Consider the following 18,903-nt stretch of genomic DNA (forward strand, 5'->3'; position numbering starts at 1 on the left):
GGCTGTATTGCGGGGCGTTGTTCAACGCTCAACTGAGTTATGCTGAACGGCGGCGGTACAGCGGTAGGCTTTGATCGTATGCAGCTTGATAGCTTACTGAAAGCTCGGTGAGGCTTTTTAATGCATCAATAGGGCAGCGGTCACTGCGCAATGCGTAGGCATCAAAGCCGCAACGTTGCATAAAGAAGAGTTGATCGCGCAACACATCACCAATGGCTCTGATCTCGCCGCTATAGGCGTAACGTTCACGCAATAGGCGTGCACTGCTGAAATGCCTACCATCGGTAAATACCGGAAAGTTAAGCGCAATCACAGTAAATAGCTCTAGATCATCTAGTAAACTTTCGATTTCTTGCTCAGCCTCTAACCAAACCCCTATGGGATTAATAGCCTTTAGCTGTTCTTTGTGTGCCTGCCAAAGAGCGAGGGGAACAATTGCTTGCTGAGTATTTAAAGCTACATTGAGCTCCACGTCAGCATCGAGTAAGGTCCACTGATCCTCTATGATGGCAGTGTTTTTAATTATTTTTCGCATAGACACGCTCCTTGAATACTTGGATACCAATGCGCTGAAAAGTGTCAATGAAATGTTCTTCTGGCGTGCGTTGCTCGATGTAAACATCAATCAGCTTGCTGATCACGTCGGGCATCATGTCTTGGGAAAAAGAGGGGCCAAGAATTTTGCCGAGCTTGGCTTCGCGCCCACTTTTGCCGCCCAGAGAGACTTGGTAAAACTCCTCACCTTTTTTATCCACGCCGAGAATGCCTATATGGCCCACATGGTGGTGACCACAAGCGTTCATGCAGCCGGAAATGTTCAGGTCAAGATCACCAATGTCGAATAAGTAATCCAAGTTCTCAAAACGTTCTTGGATAGCCTCAGCAACGGGGATGGACTTGGCGTTGGCGAGGTTACAAAAGTCACCGCCTGGGCAGCAAATAATGTCTGTTAATAAACCAATATTAGGGGTAGCAAAACCGTTTTCACGCAACTGCTCCCAAAGCTCGAAAAGTTTGCTTTGCTCGACATCAGCCAAAACTATATTTTGCTGGTGGGTGTTACGAGCTTCCGCAAAGCTATAGCGTTCAGCTAAATCAGCAATAGCATCCAATTGCTTATCGGTGACATCACCCGGTGCGATCCCAGTTTTTTTCAGTGATAACGTCACTGCCGCATAGCCTGGCTTTTTGTGAGCGATTACGTTACGGCTACGCCAGCGAGCAAATCCTGGGTGCTGTGCATCCAGAGCGGCGAGGGCTGGCTCTTGGTCTTCTAAGGTTAAGTAAGCTGGGTCAGTGAAATGCTTGGAAACGCGCTGCACTTCTTCTTCGGTGAGAGTAATAGGGCCATCTTTTAGGTGACGCCACTCTTCCTCGACACGCTCAGCAAATACTTCTGGGGTTAGCGCCTTCACTAATATTTTGATGCGCGCTTTAAATTTGTTATCACGGCGACCGTAGCGGTTATACACCCGCAAAATAGCTTCTAGATAACTGAGTAAATGCTGCCAAGGTAAAAACTCATTGATGCAGCTGCCAACGATTGGCGTGCGACCTAAGCCGCCGCCAACGAGGATGCGAAAGCCCAGTTCGCCTGCAGCGTTATGTACTGCTTCGATACCAATATCGTGTACTTCCGTGGCGGCGCGGTCCAGTGTGCAACCGTTTACGGCAATTTTAAACTTGCGCGGCAAACGGGCAAACTCTGGGTGAAAAGTGGACCACTGACGAATCATTTCGCACCAAGGACGAGGGTCAATGCGCTCATCGCGAGCGACTCCAGCAAACTGGTCAGTGGTGGTGTTGCGGATGCAGTTGCCACTGGTTTGAATAGCATGCATTTGCACGCTGGCTAAGTCGGCTAAAATATCTGGCACATCTTCTAAGGCAGGCCAGTTTAGCTGCACGTTAGTGCGCGTAGTAATGTGGGCGTAGCTTTTGTCATATTTGCGCGTGATGTGCGCGAGCATACGGATCTGCTTGCTCGACATTAAGCCATAAGGCACTGCGATGCGTAACATGGGCGCATGGCGTTGCACATACAAGCCATTTTGTAGGCGCAGTGGCAGGTATTCGTCTTCAGAGAGTTCGCCAGCAAAGTAACGGCGGGTTTGATCGCGAAACTGCTGTACGCGATCCTCAACAATTTGTTGATCGTATTGGTCGTAAATGTACATGGATATCCCTGTAGCAAGCTGCTGTAAGCATGTGGCATGGAGTGCAGAATAACAGGTACATTAGCAACCATTGCTTATGCGATAAAGTAATTGTTTTTCATATGATGATTCTTTTTTGGTATAAGCGTGGTTATGCTGCCACGGGCTGATCGTCTCTTTATGGGCATGCTGCGTTTCGCAGTAAATACTTTGGCCCCCAGGTTTTGCTAGGGGCCAAAGCCATACTTTATGGTTCGTAAGCAAGGTTTGGCGCTAACCAGCGCTCAGCTTCTTCGACAGATTGACCTTTACGCGCAGCGTAGCTTTGTAGTTGATCTTTTTCGATCTTGCCCACAGCAAAGTAATGGGCGTTAGGGTTAGCAAAATACCAGCCGCTGACTGCTGCCGTGGGGAACATTGCGTAGTGTTCGGTCATGCTCACACCGAAGTCTTGGTGCGGATCAAGCAGTTCGAACAAAGTGGCTTTTTCTGTATGGTCAGGACAAGCAGGGTAGCCTGGGGCTGGACGAATTCCTTTGTACTTCTCGCGAATCAAATCCTCATTGCTGAAGTTTTCCACTTCGGCGTAGCCCCAGTGCTTGGTGCGTACCTGCTGGTGCAGCCATTCGGCGCAAGCTTCAGCTAAGCGGTCAGCCAAGGCTTGCACCATGATGGCATTGTAGTCATCACCAGCAGCTTGGTAGGACTTGGCCAGCTCATCCACGCCAATACCTGCAGTGACAATAAAGCCGCCGATATAGTCCGTTACACCACTATCTTTAGGGGCGACAAAATCAGCTAAGGACATGTTGGCTTTATCATTGTTGGTTTCAATTTGTTGGCGCAGGTGATGCAGTTTAGCCATGGGTTGGCCAGTTTCATCATACAGCTCAAGATCATCATCATTGACTTGATTGGCCGGCCAGAAGGCAAAGGTGGCCCGCGCTTCAATGAGCTTTTCATCGACCATTTTTTTCAGCAGTACTTGGGCTTCATCAAACAGAGTTTGTGCGGCTTCGCCAACCACTTCATCTTTGAAAATGCGCGGGTATTTGCCCACCAAGTTCCAAGAGATGAAAAAGGGTGTCCAGTCGATGTAATCAGCAAGGACTTTTAAATCAATGTCGTAGATGCGCTGCGTGCCTTTCACCTTGGGTTGTGGTGCTTGATAATCAGCCCACTCATACTTAGGTTTATTGGCTAAAGCTTGCGCATAGCTGAGGTACTTAGTGCGTACTGTGCGCGCCGCAATGCGTTCGCGCATGTCAGCATACTCTTCACGGATTTTGCGCGTGTACTCAGGTTTGAGCTCTTTCGACAGCAAAGTGGTTACTACACCCACAGCGCGGGAAGCGTCAGTGACGTAGACTACGGCGTCATTGCTGTAATGTGGATCGATGCGGACCGCTGTGTGTGCTTTTGAAGTGGTTGCGCCGCCAATTAAGAGGGGCAGGTGGAAGTCTTGACGCTGCATTTCTTTGGCCACGTTAACCATTTCATCTAAGGATGGGGTGATTAATCCAGACAGACCAATAATGTCGCATTTTTCGGCAATGGCGGTTTTTAGGATTTTATCCGCCGGCACCATCACACCGAGGTCAACAATGTCGTAGCCATTACAGCCCAGCACTACCGCGACAATATTTTTACCGATATCGTGCACGTCACCTTTTACCGTAGCCATTAACACCTTGCCTTTGGCTTCGGGTTTGTCGCCTTTTTCAGCATCAATAAAAGGTACTAAGTGCGCGACGGCTTGCTTCATTACCCGTGCTGACTTCACTACTTGTGGCAGGAACATTTTACCGCTGCCAAATAAGTCACCTACGATGTTCATACCAGACATCAAAGGCCCTTCAATTACTTCAATTGGGCGAGCATATTGTAAGCGGCACTCTTCGGTATCTTCGACAATCCATTGCGTGATGCCTTTTACCAAAGCATGCTCAAGGCGCTGGTTAACTGGAAAACTGCGCCACTCTTCTGATTCAACTTCTTTCACCGAGCCATCACCGCGGTAATCTTCGGCGATAGCTAATAAAGCTTCAGTGCCATTTGGCGTGCGGTTTAGAATAACGTCTTCGACTTTTTCCCGTAGTTCAGTTGGAATCTGATCGTAAATCTCCAGCTGTCCAGCGTTGACAATCCCCATATTCAGGCCGTTTTGAATGGCGTGATAGAGAAAGACGGAGTGAATCGCTTCACGTACCGGGTTATTACCGCGGAAGGAGAAGGATACGTTGGAGACGCCACCAGAGGTCAGCGCATGCGGGAGGTTATCGCGAATCCAGGCACAGGCCTGAATAAAGTCCACCGCGTAGTTATTGTGCTCTTCGATACCTGTGGCCACGGCAAAGATATTAGGGTCAAAGATAATATCCTCAGGGGGGAAGCCCACTTGGTTGACCAAAATATCATAGGAGCGTGCGCAGATTTCTTGCTTACGTGCTGCAGTATCGGCTTGGCCTTGCTCATCAAAGGCCATCACTACCACCGCTGCACCGTAACGGCGGCAAAGTTTGGCGTGCTTAATAAACTCATCGACGCCTTCTTTCATCGAAATGGAGTTAACGATGCCTTTACCTTGAATGCATTTGAGGCCGGCTTCGATAATCTCCCACTTCGATGAGTCAATCATAATTGGTACGCGCGAGATATCCGGCTCACCCGCAATCAGATTGAGAAAGGTGACCATGGCCGCTTTGGAGTCGAGCATACCCTCGTCCATATTGATATCAATCACCTGCGCGCCGGACTCCACTTGCTGCAAGGCAACCGCAAGGGCTTCAGTGTAGTTTTCTTCGCGAATCAAGCGGGCAAATCGTGCGGAGCCGGTGATGTTGGTGCGCTCACCGACGTTGACAAAGAGCGAGCTGCGATCAATGGTAAAAGGCTCTAAGCCTGAAAGTCGGCAGGCTTTAGGGATGTCAGGAATCACACGCGGTGGGTATTTAGCGACTTTTTCGGCAATGGCACGAATGTGCTCAGGCGTGGTGCCGCAGCAACCACCGACAATATTGATAAAGCCGGACGCGGCAAACTCTTCAATCATGGCCGCCGTTTCTTCTGGCGTTTCATCGTACTCAGCGAACGCATTGGGTAATCCTGCGTTGGGGTGAGTCGAGACAAAGGTGTCAGCTTTTTCTGAGAGTTCTTGCAGATAAGGGCGCAACTCTTTGGCACCGAGGGCGCAGTTTAAACCCACCGACAAAGGCTTGCAGTGGCGGATCGAGTTCCAAAAGGCTTCGGTAGTTTGCCCTGAGAGCGTGCGGCCAGAGGCATCGGTGATGGTGCCCGAGATCATAATAGGTAGGGTGATTCCCAGTTCTTCAAATACGCCTTCAACGGCAAAGATCGCGGCTTTAGCATTGAGCGTATCGAAGATGGTTTCGATCATGATAATGTCGGCGCCGCCGTTGACTAGGCCGCGCGTGGCTTCGCTGTAATTTTCAACCAAAATATCAAAGGTCACATTGCGATAACCTGGGTTGTTCACGTCTGGAGATAAAGAGCAGGTGCGGCTGGTTGGGCCAAGCACCCCAGCCACAAAGCGTGGTTTGTCGGGTGTTTCTAAGGTTTTTGCATTCGCTACTTCGCGGGCAATGCGTGCACCTTCAAAGTTCAGCTCATAGGCGATGGATTCTAAGCCGTAATCTGCTTGTGACACCTGGGTGGAGTTAAAGGTGTTGGTTTCAATAATGTCCGCGCCGGCATCTAAATAGGCTTTTTCTATTTCTTGAATCAGTTTGGGCTGAGTCAGGACTAATAAATCATTGTTGCCTTGTAAGTCTTGTGGCCAGTCAGCAAAGCGCTCGCCGCGAAAGTCATCTTCAGTGAACTTGTAACTTTGAATCATGGTTCCCATGCCGCCATCGAGCACCAGAATCCGTTGTTGTAATGCATCTTGAAGAGCTTGTTGACGTGCTAAATGCTTGGTCATGGGTATTTACCTAATAAGTGCTGTGTATGCGTAAAAGGCTAATAATAGCAAAACATTAGCTGCTTGAGTGTGCTGCTAGGGCATTAAAGGGTTTTATAAGTACAGGTATTTAGTGCACTCTATGTTGCGCTATTTTACAATTGTAAAATTTATTTCAATGAATAATGAGATTGGTTTTATGCAAAGATTTATTTACGGTTTTCTGGGAGTGCTTTTGAGTCAATTGGTCAGTGCTCAGCAAAGCACTTACAGTGAAAATATTCAGCCGATTTTCACTCAGAAATGCGTGGCTTGCCATGCTTGTTATGATGCCCCTTGCCAGTTGAACTTAGGCAGCGGTGAAGGGCTTGAGCGAGGGGCGCATAAAGACCCTGTTTATAATGGTGCACGCACTAAAGCCCAGTCAGCCACTCGCTTATTTGTTGATGCGCAGGGGGCTGCTGAGTGGCGTGAGAAAGGTTTCTTTGACGTGCTCGGTGAAGAGCCAAAAGCTTCTTTGCTAGCCACCATGATTGAATTGGGGCGTCAGCAGCCTTTTGCACCTAATAGCCGCTTGCCTGAACATTTAGCCATAGGTATTAATCGCAGTGATCAGTGTCCGCAACCCCATGAGTTTGCTAAGTTTGCAGAAAAGAATCCGCACAGCGGTATGCCTTATGGCGTTACTGGGTTAACGGACGAGGAGTATGCCAGTGTCCGTCAGTGGCTAGAGGATGGCGCACCAGTTGATTGGCAGCCATGGACTGCGAATGCATTGGAGCAGCAACAAATCGAAGAGTGGGAGTCTTTTTTAAATACTCCAGGTGCTCGAGAGTCCTTGGTCAGCCGCTGGTTATTTGAGCATTTATTTATTGCACATATTCATTTTAAAGGCGGGGATGAAAACCATTTTTTCCGCATCGTGCGTTCCCGCACACCCAGTGGTGAGCCCGTTGATGAGATTGCTACGCAGCGGCCCAATAACGACCCTGGAGTACAAATGTATTACCGTTTTGAGCCGATTAGCGATGTGATTGTGCGTAAAACCCATACCACTTACACCATGAGTTCAGAGAAACTTGCGCATGTTCAAGACTTGTTTTTCGGTAACGACTGGCAGGCTGAAAAAATCCCCGGTTATGGTGCATTTTCACGCAGCAACCCATTTGAGACCTTTGAGGCAATTCCAGCGAAGGCGCGCTATCAGTTTATGCTCGACGACGCAGAGTATTTTGTGCGTACCTTTATTCGTGGCCCTGTGTGCCGTGGACAGATTGCCACTGATGTTATTCGCGATAACTTCTGGGTCTTTTTTCAAGACCCTGCCGATGACCTCTATTTGACTGATCCTGTTTATCAGGATGAAGTCAGTCCATTGCTGGCTGTGCCGGGGCAGTTCGATGAGCTCAGTACGGTTTTTAGTTTTTGGAAAAACTCCAAGAAGAACCGTAATAAATATGAAAACCTGCGCCGTGAACGCTATGCAGAAGCCCCAGCACCAACTTGGTCGAGCATTTGGTCGGGTAATGATGAGGCATTGCTGACGATCTTTCGTCACCATGACAGTGCGGCAGTGGCAAAGGGTTTGGTTGGTGAAATACCGCAAACCATGTGGTTAATGGATTTTCCATTGTTTGAGCGCACCTACTACGAGCTGGTGGTGAATTTTGATGTGTATGGCAACCTGGCTCACCAAGCCCAGACACGTTTGTATTTTGACCTGATTCGCAACGGCTCAGAAGTTAACTTTTTACGCTTAATGCCCCGCGATGTACGAGAAGAAGAGTTGGAAGACTGGTATCAAAAGAGCGGTAAGATCAAAATGTGGATGGATTACACCAAAATTGATACCAAGACAAAAAGCGATTTGGGTTTACCCAGTGAAAACAGTATCTACGCATTTGCCGAGCAGGCTTTGCAGCGTTTTAAAGATATCAATGCCCGTCCTGATCCAATTAACCGTTGCCGCAGCGCCTATTGTCACCGTGATGGGTTGAGCAGTGAAGCTGCCGCCGCTGAGCAAAGCTTGTCACGTTTAACTGCGCGTCCGGCTGCAGCTTTTAAAGCCATTCATTTTTTGCCGGAAGCCACCATGCTGCGCGTGGAGTTTAACGATGGTGAGCGAGAGGTGTATAGCGTGCTGCGCAACCGTGCGCACAGTAATGTGGCTTTTATGATGGGAGAAGAGCGGCGCTATCAGCCAGGGTTGGATACTTTAACCGTTTACCCAGAAGTGCTGAGCAGCTATCCGAACTTTATCTTTAATGTGCCAGCGGCCGAAGTGCCAAGTTTTGTTGGGGCGTTAGAGCAAGTGCATGATACCGACAGTTTTCGTAGCGTTGTTGAACGTTGGGGTATACGCCGTACTCACCCACAGTTCTGGCAGTATTTCCATGATCTAAGCGAGCATATACGTGAGCGCAAGCCGTTAGAGGCTGGGGTGTTGGATATGAATCGCTATGAGAATCTATAAGCTCTTTGGGCTGATGTAACAGTGCGCCTTGGCCGACTGCTCGCAGCGGGTCAAGGCGCAGTTGTTATTGTTGATCTAGAAAGCGTTCATGCCACTCCACTAGAGGAATTGGCGCCTGGAGTTTTTCACCATAAATGACTGAGTAAGCCAGTACGTTTTGTACGTAAAGACGCGTCTCGTCAAAGGGGATAGTTTCCACCCAAACATCGTAGGGTAAGTGTTTGGCGTCGCGCAGCCATTGACGTACACGTCCTGGGCCGGCGTTATAGGCAGCAGAGGCAAGGACGCGATTGCCCTTAAACTGGCCTAAGACCTGGCTTAAGTAAGCTGCTCCCAGTTGGATATTAATCTCAGGGTTGACGGCGCTACGCGGTGTGGCTAAGGGAATGCCATAGCGCTGCGCAGTCTCTTTGGCTGTGGCGGGCATCAATTGCATCAAACCCATAGCACCCACATGTGATTTAGCTTGGATCATAAAGGCACTTTCTTGGCGGGTTACGGCAAAAATCCAGCTGGAATGGATGCCACGGTTTTTAGCCTCAGCAACAAAGTTACTGCGATGCGCCATGGGGAAGCGAATTTCCAAATCATCCCAGTACTGGGCTTTGCTGATGGTGCGAATAGCAGGGAAGTACCAGCCCATATCGTAAGCAATACGCGCTTGTGCCACTAGTTCATCACGGCTTAAAGCATTGCTCAGGTGGTACCACTCGCGCTGTGCTTCAGTGCTTTGCTCAAGGGCGTCAAACTCTAAAGCACGCTGCATACCAGCAGCGTTGCGTACTTTTTGGATGGTTTTGGGCTGTAACTCAAGGGCTTGATGCTTCAAGTAGTAAGGTTGCTCACTGCGGTCGGCAGCCATAAAACCATAAAAATCGCGCTCGCGGGCCAAAGGCTGATAGAGCACCAGCGGTTGCTTACTGTTGGGCTGGGCTAACTGTAAACTGCGGGCCTGCCAGTAGCGCCAACGATTGCTATTGGCTAAGTCCTCTGGCAACTGTCCGATGACTGTGTAGGCTTCGCTCCAGCGTCCTAGACGTAGCAATAAGCGCACACGCCATTCACTGAGGTTGGCATTTTGCAGCTGTGGATCATACTTTTGCATAACTGCTAAAGCCCGTGCATCGAAGCGCTTGGCTAAGCGCAAGCCAATATCATTGGCGATGCTCAATTGGTCTTCTGCGCTGAAGCGCAAGGTTTTCTCGTAGTGCTCAAGCAAGCGTAAACTGGCATCTAAATCTTGTCGGGCTAGCTTGCGTAAACCCAATGCAACCACTTCAGCATTTTTTGCATCGGTACTATTAAAACGCTCAGTTTGCTTAAGTAATTCAGGCTTTTGCGCGACATCAACAAGCTTTTTCCCCAGCAGCTGTTGTTTGTCGAGTAGTTTTATCAGGTAGTTAGCCACGCCGTAGTTGCCAGCATCTGTGGCCAGCTTTAAGCGTTGCCAGACTTTATTTTCAGTCAATTGCCCAGCGGCACGCCAGCTATCAAAGAGTGGGTCGCAGGCGTTGGGTTGGGAACGGGCACTGAGCCAAAGTTTTTCTGCGCTGCTGTAGGCCGCTTGGCTTTGGCCACTGTGCAGTTGATATTGGGCAAAGCGGCAGTCAAGCTCAGTAAAGTTTAATTCTGGGCTGTAATACTTTAAAAATAATGGCCATTGCTGGCGTTCACTGAGCAAGCGTAACCAGCGCAGTTTCATCCAGTTAATTTGTGGTAAATCACCGTGCTCAAGTAAAAATTTCTCCACCTCATCGTTACTGGCGCTGGGCAGACGTTGGGTTAATTCATCGTAGGCTAAATAAGGTGTTAATGGATAGCTGCGTAAAGCTGCGCGGTTGTTTAAATACACTGACGCATCGTTTTTACTCAGCGCTGATTTAGCTTGGCTGTAAAGAGTGCGTTGCTGGGCTAATGAAGCAGCAGAGGCTGTAGATAGGGGGTGGTGCAGACTGGCAACAAGTAACACCAGCGGTAATAAATAGCGACTGCGCATAAAAAATCCTACAAAAATAAATGCCCAGTAAAACGCCAGAAGACAATGCTCTTGCGGCGAAGGCAGCATAGCTTATCTGCTTGTGTACAGCGGTGAAAGGGGTGTGCGCATGGTTAAACACAGATATTCAACGAACTCTAGTGCGAATCTGTACAATACATCGCAGATTTTAGGAGAACCACAATGACTTTGCTCAAATTAACTCAAGTATCTCTCGCTTACGGCGCTACCCCTCTTTTAGAAGAGGTTTCGTGGCAGATTGCGCGTGGCGAACGCGTGTGCATTATTGGCCGCAATGGTACGGGCAAGTCAAGCATGCTGCACATCGTTAAAGGCACACGCGCCCATGATACTGGTGAAGTGTGGCGTGCGCCGGGTCTGAAAATTGGTGAGTTACCGCAAGAGTTGCCAGTGGCCGATGAGCGTACTGTTTTTGATGTGGTGGCCGAAGGTCTAGATGGTGTGGGTGAGCTGTTGGCTGAGTTCAATCATTTAAGCCAAAACATCAGCAATGATGAAGACTTAAATAAGCTCATGCATGTGCAGCAAGAGTTGGAAGCCCGCGATGGCTGGCGTTTGCAGCAGCTAGTGGACAGCACTTTAAGCCGTTTGCAGTTGCCTGCAGAGAAAAAACTGAATGAATTGTCCGGTGGTTGGCGTCGTCGAGTTCTGCTGGCTCAAGCGTTAGTGGCTGAGCCTGATTTACTCCTTCTGGATGAGCCGACCAACCACTTGGATATTGGCGCTATTGCGTGGTTAGAAGATGCTTTATTGAATTTTACTGGTGCAGTGCTGTTTATTACTCACGACAGGGCCTTCTTACAAAACTTGGCTACGCGCATTATCGAGTTAGATCGTGGTCATTTAATTGACTGGGATGGCGACTATGCAAGCTTTCTGGTGCACAAAGAGCAACAGCTGGCCGCTGAAGAAACCGCCAATGCCTTGTTTGATAAAAAGCTGGCGCAAGAAGAAGTATGGATTCGTCAAGGGATTAAAGCGCGTCGTACCCGTAATGAAGGCCGCGTGCGTGAGCTTAAAGCCTTGCGGGTCGAGCGCAGTCAGCGGCGTGAACGCCAAGGTACTGCCAATATTAATATTGGTGCAGCAGAGAAGTCCGGTAAACAAGTCATAGTGGTGGATAAGGTTAGCTTTGCCCACGAGGGTGGTCGCGAGCTGATTAAAGATTTTTCCATGGTCTTGCAGCGCGGAGACCGTATTGGTTTATTGGGTGCTAACGGCAGTGGTAAAACCACGTTGCTGAAATTGCTGTTGGGTGATTTGCAGCCCACTAAAGGCACAATCGAAGTGGGCACTAAGCTTGAAGTAGCTTACTTTGATCAGTTACGTCATCAGCTTGATCCAGAAAAAACAGTGATTGATAACGTCGGTGAAGGCAGTGACACCATTATGATTAATGGGCAAAGCAAGCATGTGCTGAGCTATTTAGGTGATTTCTTGTTTAGCCCACAGCGTGCCCGCACACCGGTGAAAGCTTTATCCGGTGGCGAACGCGCACGTTTATTACTGGCTAAACTTTTTACTCGCCCAGCGAACTTGCTAGTGCTGGATGAACCGACCAACGACCTTGATGTAGAAACCCTCGAACTGCTCGAAGAAGTGCTGATGGAGTTTAAAGGCACTGTCTTGATCGTCAGTCACGACCGTGCATTCCTCGATAACGTAGTGACCAGTACCTTAGTCTTTGATGGCACGGGTAAAGTGCGTGAGTATGTCGGTGGTTTTGATGATTGGCTCAGACAGGGCGGCAGTATTCGTTTGCTAGGTGCCGCTGATGAGCTTGAAACTGCCGAGCAAGTCACAAAAGAAACAGATAATGCTGACGCAGAGCAAGTGACTGCGCAGAATTCAGATCAGCTCATGCAAAAGCCAACGGATGATGGCATAGTGCCCAAAAAGAAGTTGAGCTATAAGCTGCAACGCGAACTTGATGCAATCCCAGCAAAAATTGAAGACTTAGAAACCGAGCTGAATGCTTTGCATGAGCAGGTTTCGCAAGTTGACTTTTATCAGCAACCGCTTGAGACAACTGAAGCAGTACTGGCGCAAATAACTGCGGTACAGGAACAGTTGGATGTTGTGCTTGAGCGCTGGGCCGAGTTGGATAGTTAACTATTGGAGTGAGATGTATGGCTGTAGAGTACAGAATTACGCTGGATGATGAGCATGCGTTTAATTATAAAATTGAACTGGAGCGCAACCAGTTAAGTACTGTGCAGCAGACCTCTCCACACCCATGGACACGTTTACAACATCAGCAATGCAGCAATTGCCCGTTGCGCAGTGAAGAGCATGAATATTGCCCCACTGCGGTTGACTTGCAGACTATCGTCGAGGATTTTGGTGGCTTGCCAGCCTTTAAAAAAGCTTGGGTGCATGTGCGTACCAGTGAGCGTGAATACAGCAAAATGGTCAATCTAGAAGAAGGTCTGCGTTCACTGCTTGGGGTGGTTATGGCAACTTCTGCTTGCCCTATTTTGGCCCAACTAAAGCCCATGGCGCACAATCACTTGCCTTTCGCTAGTAGTAATGAATTTGCTTTGCGTACGATCTCTATGTACTTGATGCGGGAGTTGTTTAACGCCCGTGATGGTAAAACTCCCGACTGGGAGTTAAGCGGTTTGACTGATGACTTCAAAGCCTTGCAGTTGGTAAATCAGGCGCTTTGGCACCGAATTCACGACGCCTGTGCAGGGGATACCAATCTTAAAGCGTTTTTGAATTTCTTCTCAATGTCATCGAGCATGACCTATTCATTAGAGACGCAGTTGCAAAAAATCCGCCCCTTAGTCATGAGTTAACCCCTGCGCAAGGCTACGCAATGCAGCCTTGCGGATACGGTTTAGTCTTCAGTAGTGCGTTTCTTCAACTCAATTGCCAGTACGTCGCAGGGGGCGCCGGACAGTAGGTCATTTGTAGTTGAGCCTAGCAGCAGGGCTAAACCGTGACGGCCATGGCTACCGACTACAATTAGATCACAGCTGTGCTCTTGGGCCAGCAGGTGGATTTCTTGACGTGGTTGCCCGTAACGCAAGTGACAGTTGTTTTCTTTGAGTAACTCGTGCTGCTCGGCCAGTATGTTGAGTTTATTTTGTGCTTGCTCGGTCTGTTGCTGCTGCAGCAAAGATAAGTCCATGGGGACATCACCGCCAAACACCATGGTCAAAGGTTCAACAACATGCACTAAAGTGACTTTACACGCTAAGGCTACGCTGAGTTTGTGGGCTTGGGCTAAAACGTGGTGACAATCTTCAGTGAGATCAATTGCAACAAGCAAGTGAGAATATGCCATTTCGGCCTCCAAATGCGCTGACTGTGCTAACAGAAAGCGCAGTTAATCTTATATGTTTAATAGCGCATATTCAGTGGCTAACTGCTCAAGACCTTGGGTGATACTGCGTGCATATTTGTCAATCACGAAAGGTACGCTGTTTTCGTTGTAATTTTTCAACGAGCGTTCAATGTAGCGCCACTTTACCTCAATTGCACGTAAAGACTTGCTGGTAGCAGGGGTATTTTGCGAGCTACTAAGTAACAGTTGCAAGTTATTGGCAAATTGCTCACTTAACTGGTCAAGGGGCTGCTTTTCTCCATCGGCAAAAAAAGAGGCACCAACCGATGCGCTGCGTGCGGCATAGTCCGCGGCAATACCTTGCATCAAGAGACTTTGCTCGCGGGCCAATTGGGTGAGTTCGGGTAACGAGTAGTTGGCGTCTTGGCTAATAAGCTGCTCGGCTTCCGTGCCTATTTTTAGAATTTTACTGTTGAGATTTGCCAGGTCAGCTACAGGCTGGAGGTCGGAGTAACCTTGCTCAATGATGGCGCTGATTAAATAATCCAGCTGAGCTTTATAGCTGCTGAGGTCATGTTGCAACTGCTGAAGAAGTGCTTGGGCATTGGGGTCAGTGGGGGCGGTGATTTTATTTAAATAAGCTAAGGCTTGGGCTGCATTGTTCTGGGCTTCTCTGGCGTAGTGTTGATCTTGTTCTTGGCCATTAAACATATAAAAGCCGCCGATGCTTCTTTGCGTGGCAAGGCGCATAGCATATAAGTCATTGAGCGCATGTTCAGCGCTAACTTGCGGGGTGCTGCTGGTGCTGTCTGCTACAGCAGAGGATACGGGTAGCGCAATGATTGCACTTAAGCACAGTGCCAAAATTGGATTCTTCATGACTGGAAGCTCCGAGGATGCGTAATATTTATTGTTTTTATTAAAAGGCTATGGTGCCTCTTTTGATTTGACTCTACCGCGTGATAATGAATTTGGCTACAGTGTTGTTGCCTCGAGTGCTAAAAGAGCTTGGTTAGGGCTGATTGGCTGAGCTGCAGATAAATAAATTATCCTTATAAAACAATGGCTTCAGCTGTGTTTGACACATATTTAGGTGATTTCTTCGAGACTAACAATTGACAAAGGGGAAGAATTCCGTGAATGTGTGTCTACCCAAATCAAACGGGCGTATGAAATGCATGTTGGCACTGCCATTTACATTCTTTTGAATATAAAAAGGCTTGTATGCTGACAGGTGTTTCGCAAAGTGCCTTGCACAGTGTTTAATGGCTGTCAGTGCCCAATGTGTGACTGTTCAGCTTCCATATCGTGGAGATCAGTTGATGATTTACGAAGGTAAAGCCATCACGGTGAAGACTCTTGAAAGTGGTATCGTCGAATTAAATTTCGATCTCAAGGGTGAGTCCGTCAACAAGTTTAATCGTCTAACCCTTACCGAGCTGCGTGAAGCAGTGGATGCAATCAAAGCCAATAACGATGTTAAAGGCGTGGTTGTAACCAGTGGTAAGGATGTATTTATCGTTGGTGCAGACATTACTGAGTTTGTTGACAACTTTAAGCTCTCTGAAGAAGAGCTGGTTGCCGGCAACCTTGAAGTCAATAAAATCTTCAATGATTTTGAAGACCTTAATGTGCCAACCGTTGTTGCAATTAATGGCATCGCTTTAGGCGGTGGTTTTGAAATGTGCCTTGCTGCGGATTACCGCGTCATGGCTGACAGCGCTAAAGTGGGTCTGCCTGAAGTTAAGTTAGGTATCTACCCAGGCTTTGGCGGCACAGTACGCTTAACCCGTGTGGTTGGTGCTGATAATGCCATTGAGTGGATCGCTGCTGGTAAAGATGCACGCGCTGAAGAAGCATTAAAAGTGGGTGCTGTAGATGCAGTGGTTGCAGCTGATAAGTTGCTCGAAGCCTCTGTTGATCTAGCTAAGCGCGCTATTTCTGGCGAGCTGGACTACAAAGCAAAACGTCAACCGAAGCTAGAAAAAATCAAACTCAACGCCATCGAGCAAATGATGAGCTTTGAGACTGCGAAAGGTTTTGTTGCTGGTAAAGCGGGTCCAAACTACCCAGCCCCCGTTGAAGCCATTAAAACGATCCAAAAAGCAGCCAACCATGGCCGTGACAAGGCTCTAGAAATTGAAGCGAAAGGCTTTGCTAAGCTGGCTAAAACTTCAGTTGCTGAAAGCCTAATTGGTCTGTTCTTAAATGACCAAGCGCTTAAGCGTAAAGCTAAAGTACACGAGAAAATTGCCCGTGATGTGAAGCTGTCTGCAGTTTTGGGTGCTGGTATTATGGGCGGCGGTATTGCTTACCAGTCGGCTCTAAAAGGCACACCAATTCTGATGAAGGATATCCGTGAAGAGGGTATCCAGTTAGGTCTTGATGAAGCTGCTAAGTTGCTGGTTAAGCGTCTTGAGCGTAAGCGCATTAAGCCTGATGCCATGGCTAAAGCACTCAATGCAATTCGCCCAACCATGTCTTACGGTGATTTCGGTCATGTCGATATCGTGGTTGAGGCTGTAGTTGAGAATCCAAAAGTTAAGCACGCAGTGCTGGCAGAAGTTGAGCAGCATGTTGGTGAGAACACCATTATTGCTTCGAATACTTCAACTATCTCAATTAACTTGCTGGCGAAAGCTCTGAAGCGTCCAGAAAACTTTGTCGGTATGCACTTCTTTAACCCAGTGCATATGATGCCTCTGGTTGAAGTGATCCGTGGTGAGCACTCTTCTGATGAAGCGGTTGCAACCACTGTTGCTTATGCGCAAAAAATGGGTAAAAACCCAATCGTAGTCAATGACTGCCCAGGCTTCTTAGTCAACCGCGTATTGTTCCCATACTTTGGTGGTTTCGCCAAACTAGTCAGCGCTGGTGTGGACTTTGTTCGCATTGATAAAGTCATGGAAAAATTCGGCTGGCCTATGGGTCCTGCTTACTTAATGGACGTGGTAGGTATTGATACCGGACACCATGGTCGTGACGTAATGGCTGAAGGCTTCCCAGATCGCATGAAAGATGATCAACGTTCAGCGGTTGATGCGCTGTATGAAGCAGATCGTCTAGGTCAGAAAAATGGCAAAGGTTTCTATGCTTATGAAACTGACAAGCGCGGCAAGCCGAAAAAAGTTGTAGATGATGCTATCGCAGAAATTTTAGCGCCTATCGTTTACGACAAGCGTGAAGTGACTGATGAAGACATCATTAACTGGATGATGATTCCGTTATGCATGGAAACTGTACGCTGTCTTGAGGACGGTATTGTTGAAACTGCAGCTGAAGCAGATATGGGCTTAATTTACGGTATTGGTTTCCCTCCTTTCCGTGGTGGCGCGTTGCGTTACATCGACAGTATTGGTGTGGCTGAATTTGTTGCTTTGGCAGACAAATACGCTGACTTGGGTGCGCTATATCACCCGACCGAGAAATTGCGTGAAATGGCCAAAAACGGTCAAACCTTTTTCGGTTAATCGCGGACAGATTAGAGCGGGAGTAAAGAAATGAGCTTGAATCCAAGAGATGCAGTAATTGTCGACTTCGGCCGTACCCCAATGGGTCGTTCGAAAGGTGGCATGCACCGCAACACACGTGCTGAAAATATGTCAGCAGAGTTAATCAGTGGTGTACTTAATCGTAATGAGAAAGTAGACCCAACTGAAGTTGAAGATGTAATCTGGGGTTGTGTAAACCAAACCCTAGAGCAGGGTTGGAACATTGCCCGTATGGCGTCTTTGATGACACAAATCCCTCACACCAGCGCAGCACAAACTGTCAGCCGCCTGTGTGGTTCATCCATGAGCGCATTGCACACTGCAGTACAGGCTATTCAAACCGGTAACGGTGATGTGTTTGTAGTGGGTGGCGTTGAGCACATGGGGCACGTCAGCATGATGCATGGTGTGGATCCAAACCCACACATGTCGCTGTACGCGGCCAAAGCCTCGGGCATGATGGGCCTAACTGCTGAGTTGCTCGGTAAAATGCACGGGATTAGCCGTGAACAGCAAGATGCATTTGGTGAGCGTTCGCACCGTTTAGCACAAAAAGCCACTGTTGAGGGTAACTTCAAAAACGAAATTATCCCAATGGAAGGCTATGACGCTGAAGGTTTCTTGAAAGTGTTTGACTATGACGAAACCATTCGTCCAGAGACAACACTGGAAAGCCTAGCGGCATTACGTCCAGCATTTAACCCTAAAGGCGGTACTGTGACGGCTGGTACATCTTCGCAAATTACTGATGGTGCTTCTTGCATGATCGTAATGTCTGCGCAGCGTGCTAAAGATCTCGGTATTGAGCCAATGGCGGTGATTCGTTCAATGGCTGTTGCCGGTGTTGATCCAGCAATCATGGGCTACGGTCCAGTGCCAGCGACACACAAAGCGCTAAAACGTGCGGGTGTGACAATGGATGACATCGACTTCGTAGAGCTTAACGAAGCCTTTGCCGCACAAGCATTGCCAGTTCTGAAAGATCTGAAACTGCTTGATAAAATGGAGCAGAAGGTTAACTTGCACGGTGGTGCGATTGCTTTGGGCCACCCATTCGGTTGCTCAGGTGCGCGTATTTCCGGTACGTTACTCAATGTGATGCAGCAAAACAGCGGTACTTTAGGTTTGGCGACCATGTGTATTGGTCTTGGCCAGGGTATCTCTACAGTATTTGAGCGCGTGTAAACGTTCGTTAAAATACTAAAGCCGAGGCCTTGTGCCTCGGCTTTTTTGATTAGGGCGCAGCAATGAATTTACCAACAGGAATTTATCAGCATTATAAAGGCCAGCAGTATCGGGTGATTGGTGTGGCTAGGCACTCGGAAACTGAAGAGCAATTGGTGGTCTATCAGACGCTGTATGGGGCTTTTGATCTATGGGTCAGGCCATTATCGATGTTTCTTGAAAGTGTCGAAATTGATGGTCTGCAACAGCCGCGTTTTGCTTTACTGCAAGAAGAAAAACCCATGTTGACTGGGTCATAAACTGGCGATCAATTTTCGCAAAAACTTGACCTAGGTGGCTTTCAACCTATATATAGCCTCATCAAGGCTAG

General features: G+C 48.2%; 12 protein-coding genes. 6 read left to right on the forward strand and 6 right to left on the reverse strand.

Annotated features, from left to right (window positions below):
- Window positions 1-37: 37 nt before the first annotated feature.
- From O6P33_RS07185 to metH, 3 genes are all read right to left on the reverse strand, one after another.
- A complete protein-coding gene (locus O6P33_RS07185; RefSeq protein ID WP_269817115.1) occupies window positions 38-535 on the reverse strand; it encodes a DUF934 domain-containing protein in 498 nt (165 codons plus the stop codon).
- Entirely contained in the window at window positions 519-2,177 is a 1,659-nt protein-coding gene (locus O6P33_RS07190; RefSeq protein WP_269817116.1) for a nitrite/sulfite reductase, read from the reverse strand. Before O6P33_RS07190 ends, O6P33_RS07185 begins: the two co-directional genes overlap by 17 nt.
- A 226-nt stretch (window positions 2,178-2,403) precedes the next feature.
- Complete coding sequence (gene metH, locus O6P33_RS07195; protein ID WP_269817117.1) at window positions 2,404-6,096, reverse strand: methionine synthase; 3,693 nt, start codon at window positions 6,094-6,096, stop codon at window positions 2,404-2,406.
- A gap of 178 nt (window positions 6,097-6,274) precedes the next feature.
- Here metH and O6P33_RS07200 point away from each other — a divergent pair, with 178 nt between their 5' ends.
- On the forward strand, window positions 6,275-8,548 hold the full coding sequence (locus O6P33_RS07200; RefSeq protein WP_269817118.1) for a fatty acid cis/trans isomerase: 2,274 nt from the start codon (window positions 6,275-6,277) through the stop codon (window positions 8,546-8,548).
- A 64-nt stretch (window positions 8,549-8,612) separates the two neighbouring features.
- Here O6P33_RS07200 and O6P33_RS07205 read toward each other — a convergent pair whose 3' ends face one another.
- Window positions 8,613-10,544 (reverse strand): transglycosylase SLT domain-containing protein, encoded by a 1,932-nt coding sequence (locus tag O6P33_RS07205; RefSeq protein WP_269817119.1) that lies wholly within the window; start codon window positions 10,542-10,544, stop codon window positions 8,613-8,615.
- A 183-nt stretch (window positions 10,545-10,727) separates the two neighbouring features.
- Here O6P33_RS07205 and O6P33_RS07210 point away from each other — a divergent pair, with 183 nt between their 5' ends.
- Together O6P33_RS07210 and O6P33_RS07215 are read left to right on the forward strand one after the other, a co-directional pair.
- On the forward strand, window positions 10,728-12,677 hold the full coding sequence (locus O6P33_RS07210; RefSeq protein ID WP_269817120.1) for an ATP-binding cassette domain-containing protein: 1,950 nt from the start codon (window positions 10,728-10,730) through the stop codon (window positions 12,675-12,677).
- 17 nt (window positions 12,678-12,694) lie between these two features.
- A complete protein-coding gene (locus O6P33_RS07215) occupies window positions 12,695-13,366 on the forward strand; it encodes a DUF6901 family protein (RefSeq protein WP_269817122.1) in 672 nt (223 codons plus the stop codon).
- A gap of 41 nt (window positions 13,367-13,407) precedes the next feature.
- Here the strand turns inward: O6P33_RS07215 and O6P33_RS07220 are convergent, their stop codons facing one another.
- Entirely contained in the window at window positions 13,408-13,857 is a 450-nt protein-coding gene (locus O6P33_RS07220) for a universal stress protein (RefSeq protein WP_269817123.1), read from the reverse strand.
- A 48-nt stretch (window positions 13,858-13,905) separates the two neighbouring features.
- Window positions 13,906-14,736: a hypothetical protein gene (locus O6P33_RS07225; RefSeq protein WP_269817124.1), complete on the reverse strand. Its 831-nt coding sequence runs from the start codon at window positions 14,734-14,736 to the stop codon at window positions 13,906-13,908.
- A gap of 443 nt (window positions 14,737-15,179) precedes the next feature.
- Here O6P33_RS07225 and fadB point away from each other — a divergent pair, with 443 nt between their 5' ends.
- From fadB to O6P33_RS07240, 3 genes are all read left to right on the forward strand, one after another.
- Window positions 15,180-17,327 carry a fatty acid oxidation complex subunit alpha FadB gene (gene fadB / locus O6P33_RS07230; protein WP_269819485.1) on the forward strand — a complete coding sequence of 716 codons (2,148 nt, stop codon included), beginning with the start codon at window positions 15,180-15,182 and terminating at the stop codon, window positions 17,325-17,327.
- 30 nt (window positions 17,328-17,357) lie between these two features.
- A complete protein-coding gene (gene fadA / locus O6P33_RS07235) occupies window positions 17,358-18,533 on the forward strand; it encodes an acetyl-CoA C-acyltransferase FadA (RefSeq protein WP_269817125.1) in 1,176 nt (391 codons plus the stop codon).
- A gap of 62 nt (window positions 18,534-18,595) precedes the next feature.
- A complete protein-coding gene (locus O6P33_RS07240; protein ID WP_269817126.1) occupies window positions 18,596-18,832 on the forward strand; it encodes a DUF1653 domain-containing protein in 237 nt (78 codons plus the stop codon).
- Window positions 18,833-18,903 lie beyond the last annotated feature (71 nt).

Origin of the sequence: Denitrificimonas caeni (assembly GCF_027498055.1) — a bacterium.
Lineage (GTDB): Bacteria > Pseudomonadota > Gammaproteobacteria > Pseudomonadales > Pseudomonadaceae > Denitrificimonas.

Excerpts from the sequence above, each read along its gene's own strand:
- O6P33_RS07185 (WP_269817115.1), bottom strand. The coding sequence starts at position 535 with ATGCGAAAAATAATTAAAAACACTGCCATCATAGAGGATCAGTGGACC.
- O6P33_RS07190 (WP_269817116.1), bottom strand. The coding sequence starts at position 2,177 with ATGTACATTTACGACCAATACGATCAACAAATTGTTGAGGATCGCGTA.
- metH (WP_269817117.1), bottom strand. The coding sequence starts at position 6,096 with ATGACCAAGCATTTAGCACGTCAACAAGCTCTTCAAGATGCATTACAA.
- O6P33_RS07200 (WP_269817118.1), top strand. The coding sequence starts at position 6,275 with ATGCAAAGATTTATTTACGGTTTTCTGGGAGTGCTTTTGAGTCAATTG.
- O6P33_RS07205 (WP_269817119.1), bottom strand. The coding sequence starts at position 10,544 with ATGCGCAGTCGCTATTTATTACCGCTGGTGTTACTTGTTGCCAGTCTG.
- O6P33_RS07210 (WP_269817120.1), top strand. The coding sequence starts at position 10,728 with ATGACTTTGCTCAAATTAACTCAAGTATCTCTCGCTTACGGCGCTACC.
- O6P33_RS07215 (WP_269817122.1), top strand. The coding sequence starts at position 12,695 with ATGGCTGTAGAGTACAGAATTACGCTGGATGATGAGCATGCGTTTAAT.
- O6P33_RS07220 (WP_269817123.1), bottom strand. The coding sequence starts at position 13,857 with ATGGCATATTCTCACTTGCTTGTTGCAATTGATCTCACTGAAGATTGT.
- O6P33_RS07225 (WP_269817124.1), bottom strand. The coding sequence starts at position 14,736 with ATGAAGAATCCAATTTTGGCACTGTGCTTAAGTGCAATCATTGCGCTA.
- fadB (WP_269819485.1), top strand. The coding sequence starts at position 15,180 with ATGATTTACGAAGGTAAAGCCATCACGGTGAAGACTCTTGAAAGTGGT.
- fadA (WP_269817125.1), top strand. The coding sequence starts at position 17,358 with ATGAGCTTGAATCCAAGAGATGCAGTAATTGTCGACTTCGGCCGTACC.
- O6P33_RS07240 (WP_269817126.1), top strand. The coding sequence starts at position 18,596 with ATGAATTTACCAACAGGAATTTATCAGCATTATAAAGGCCAGCAGTAT.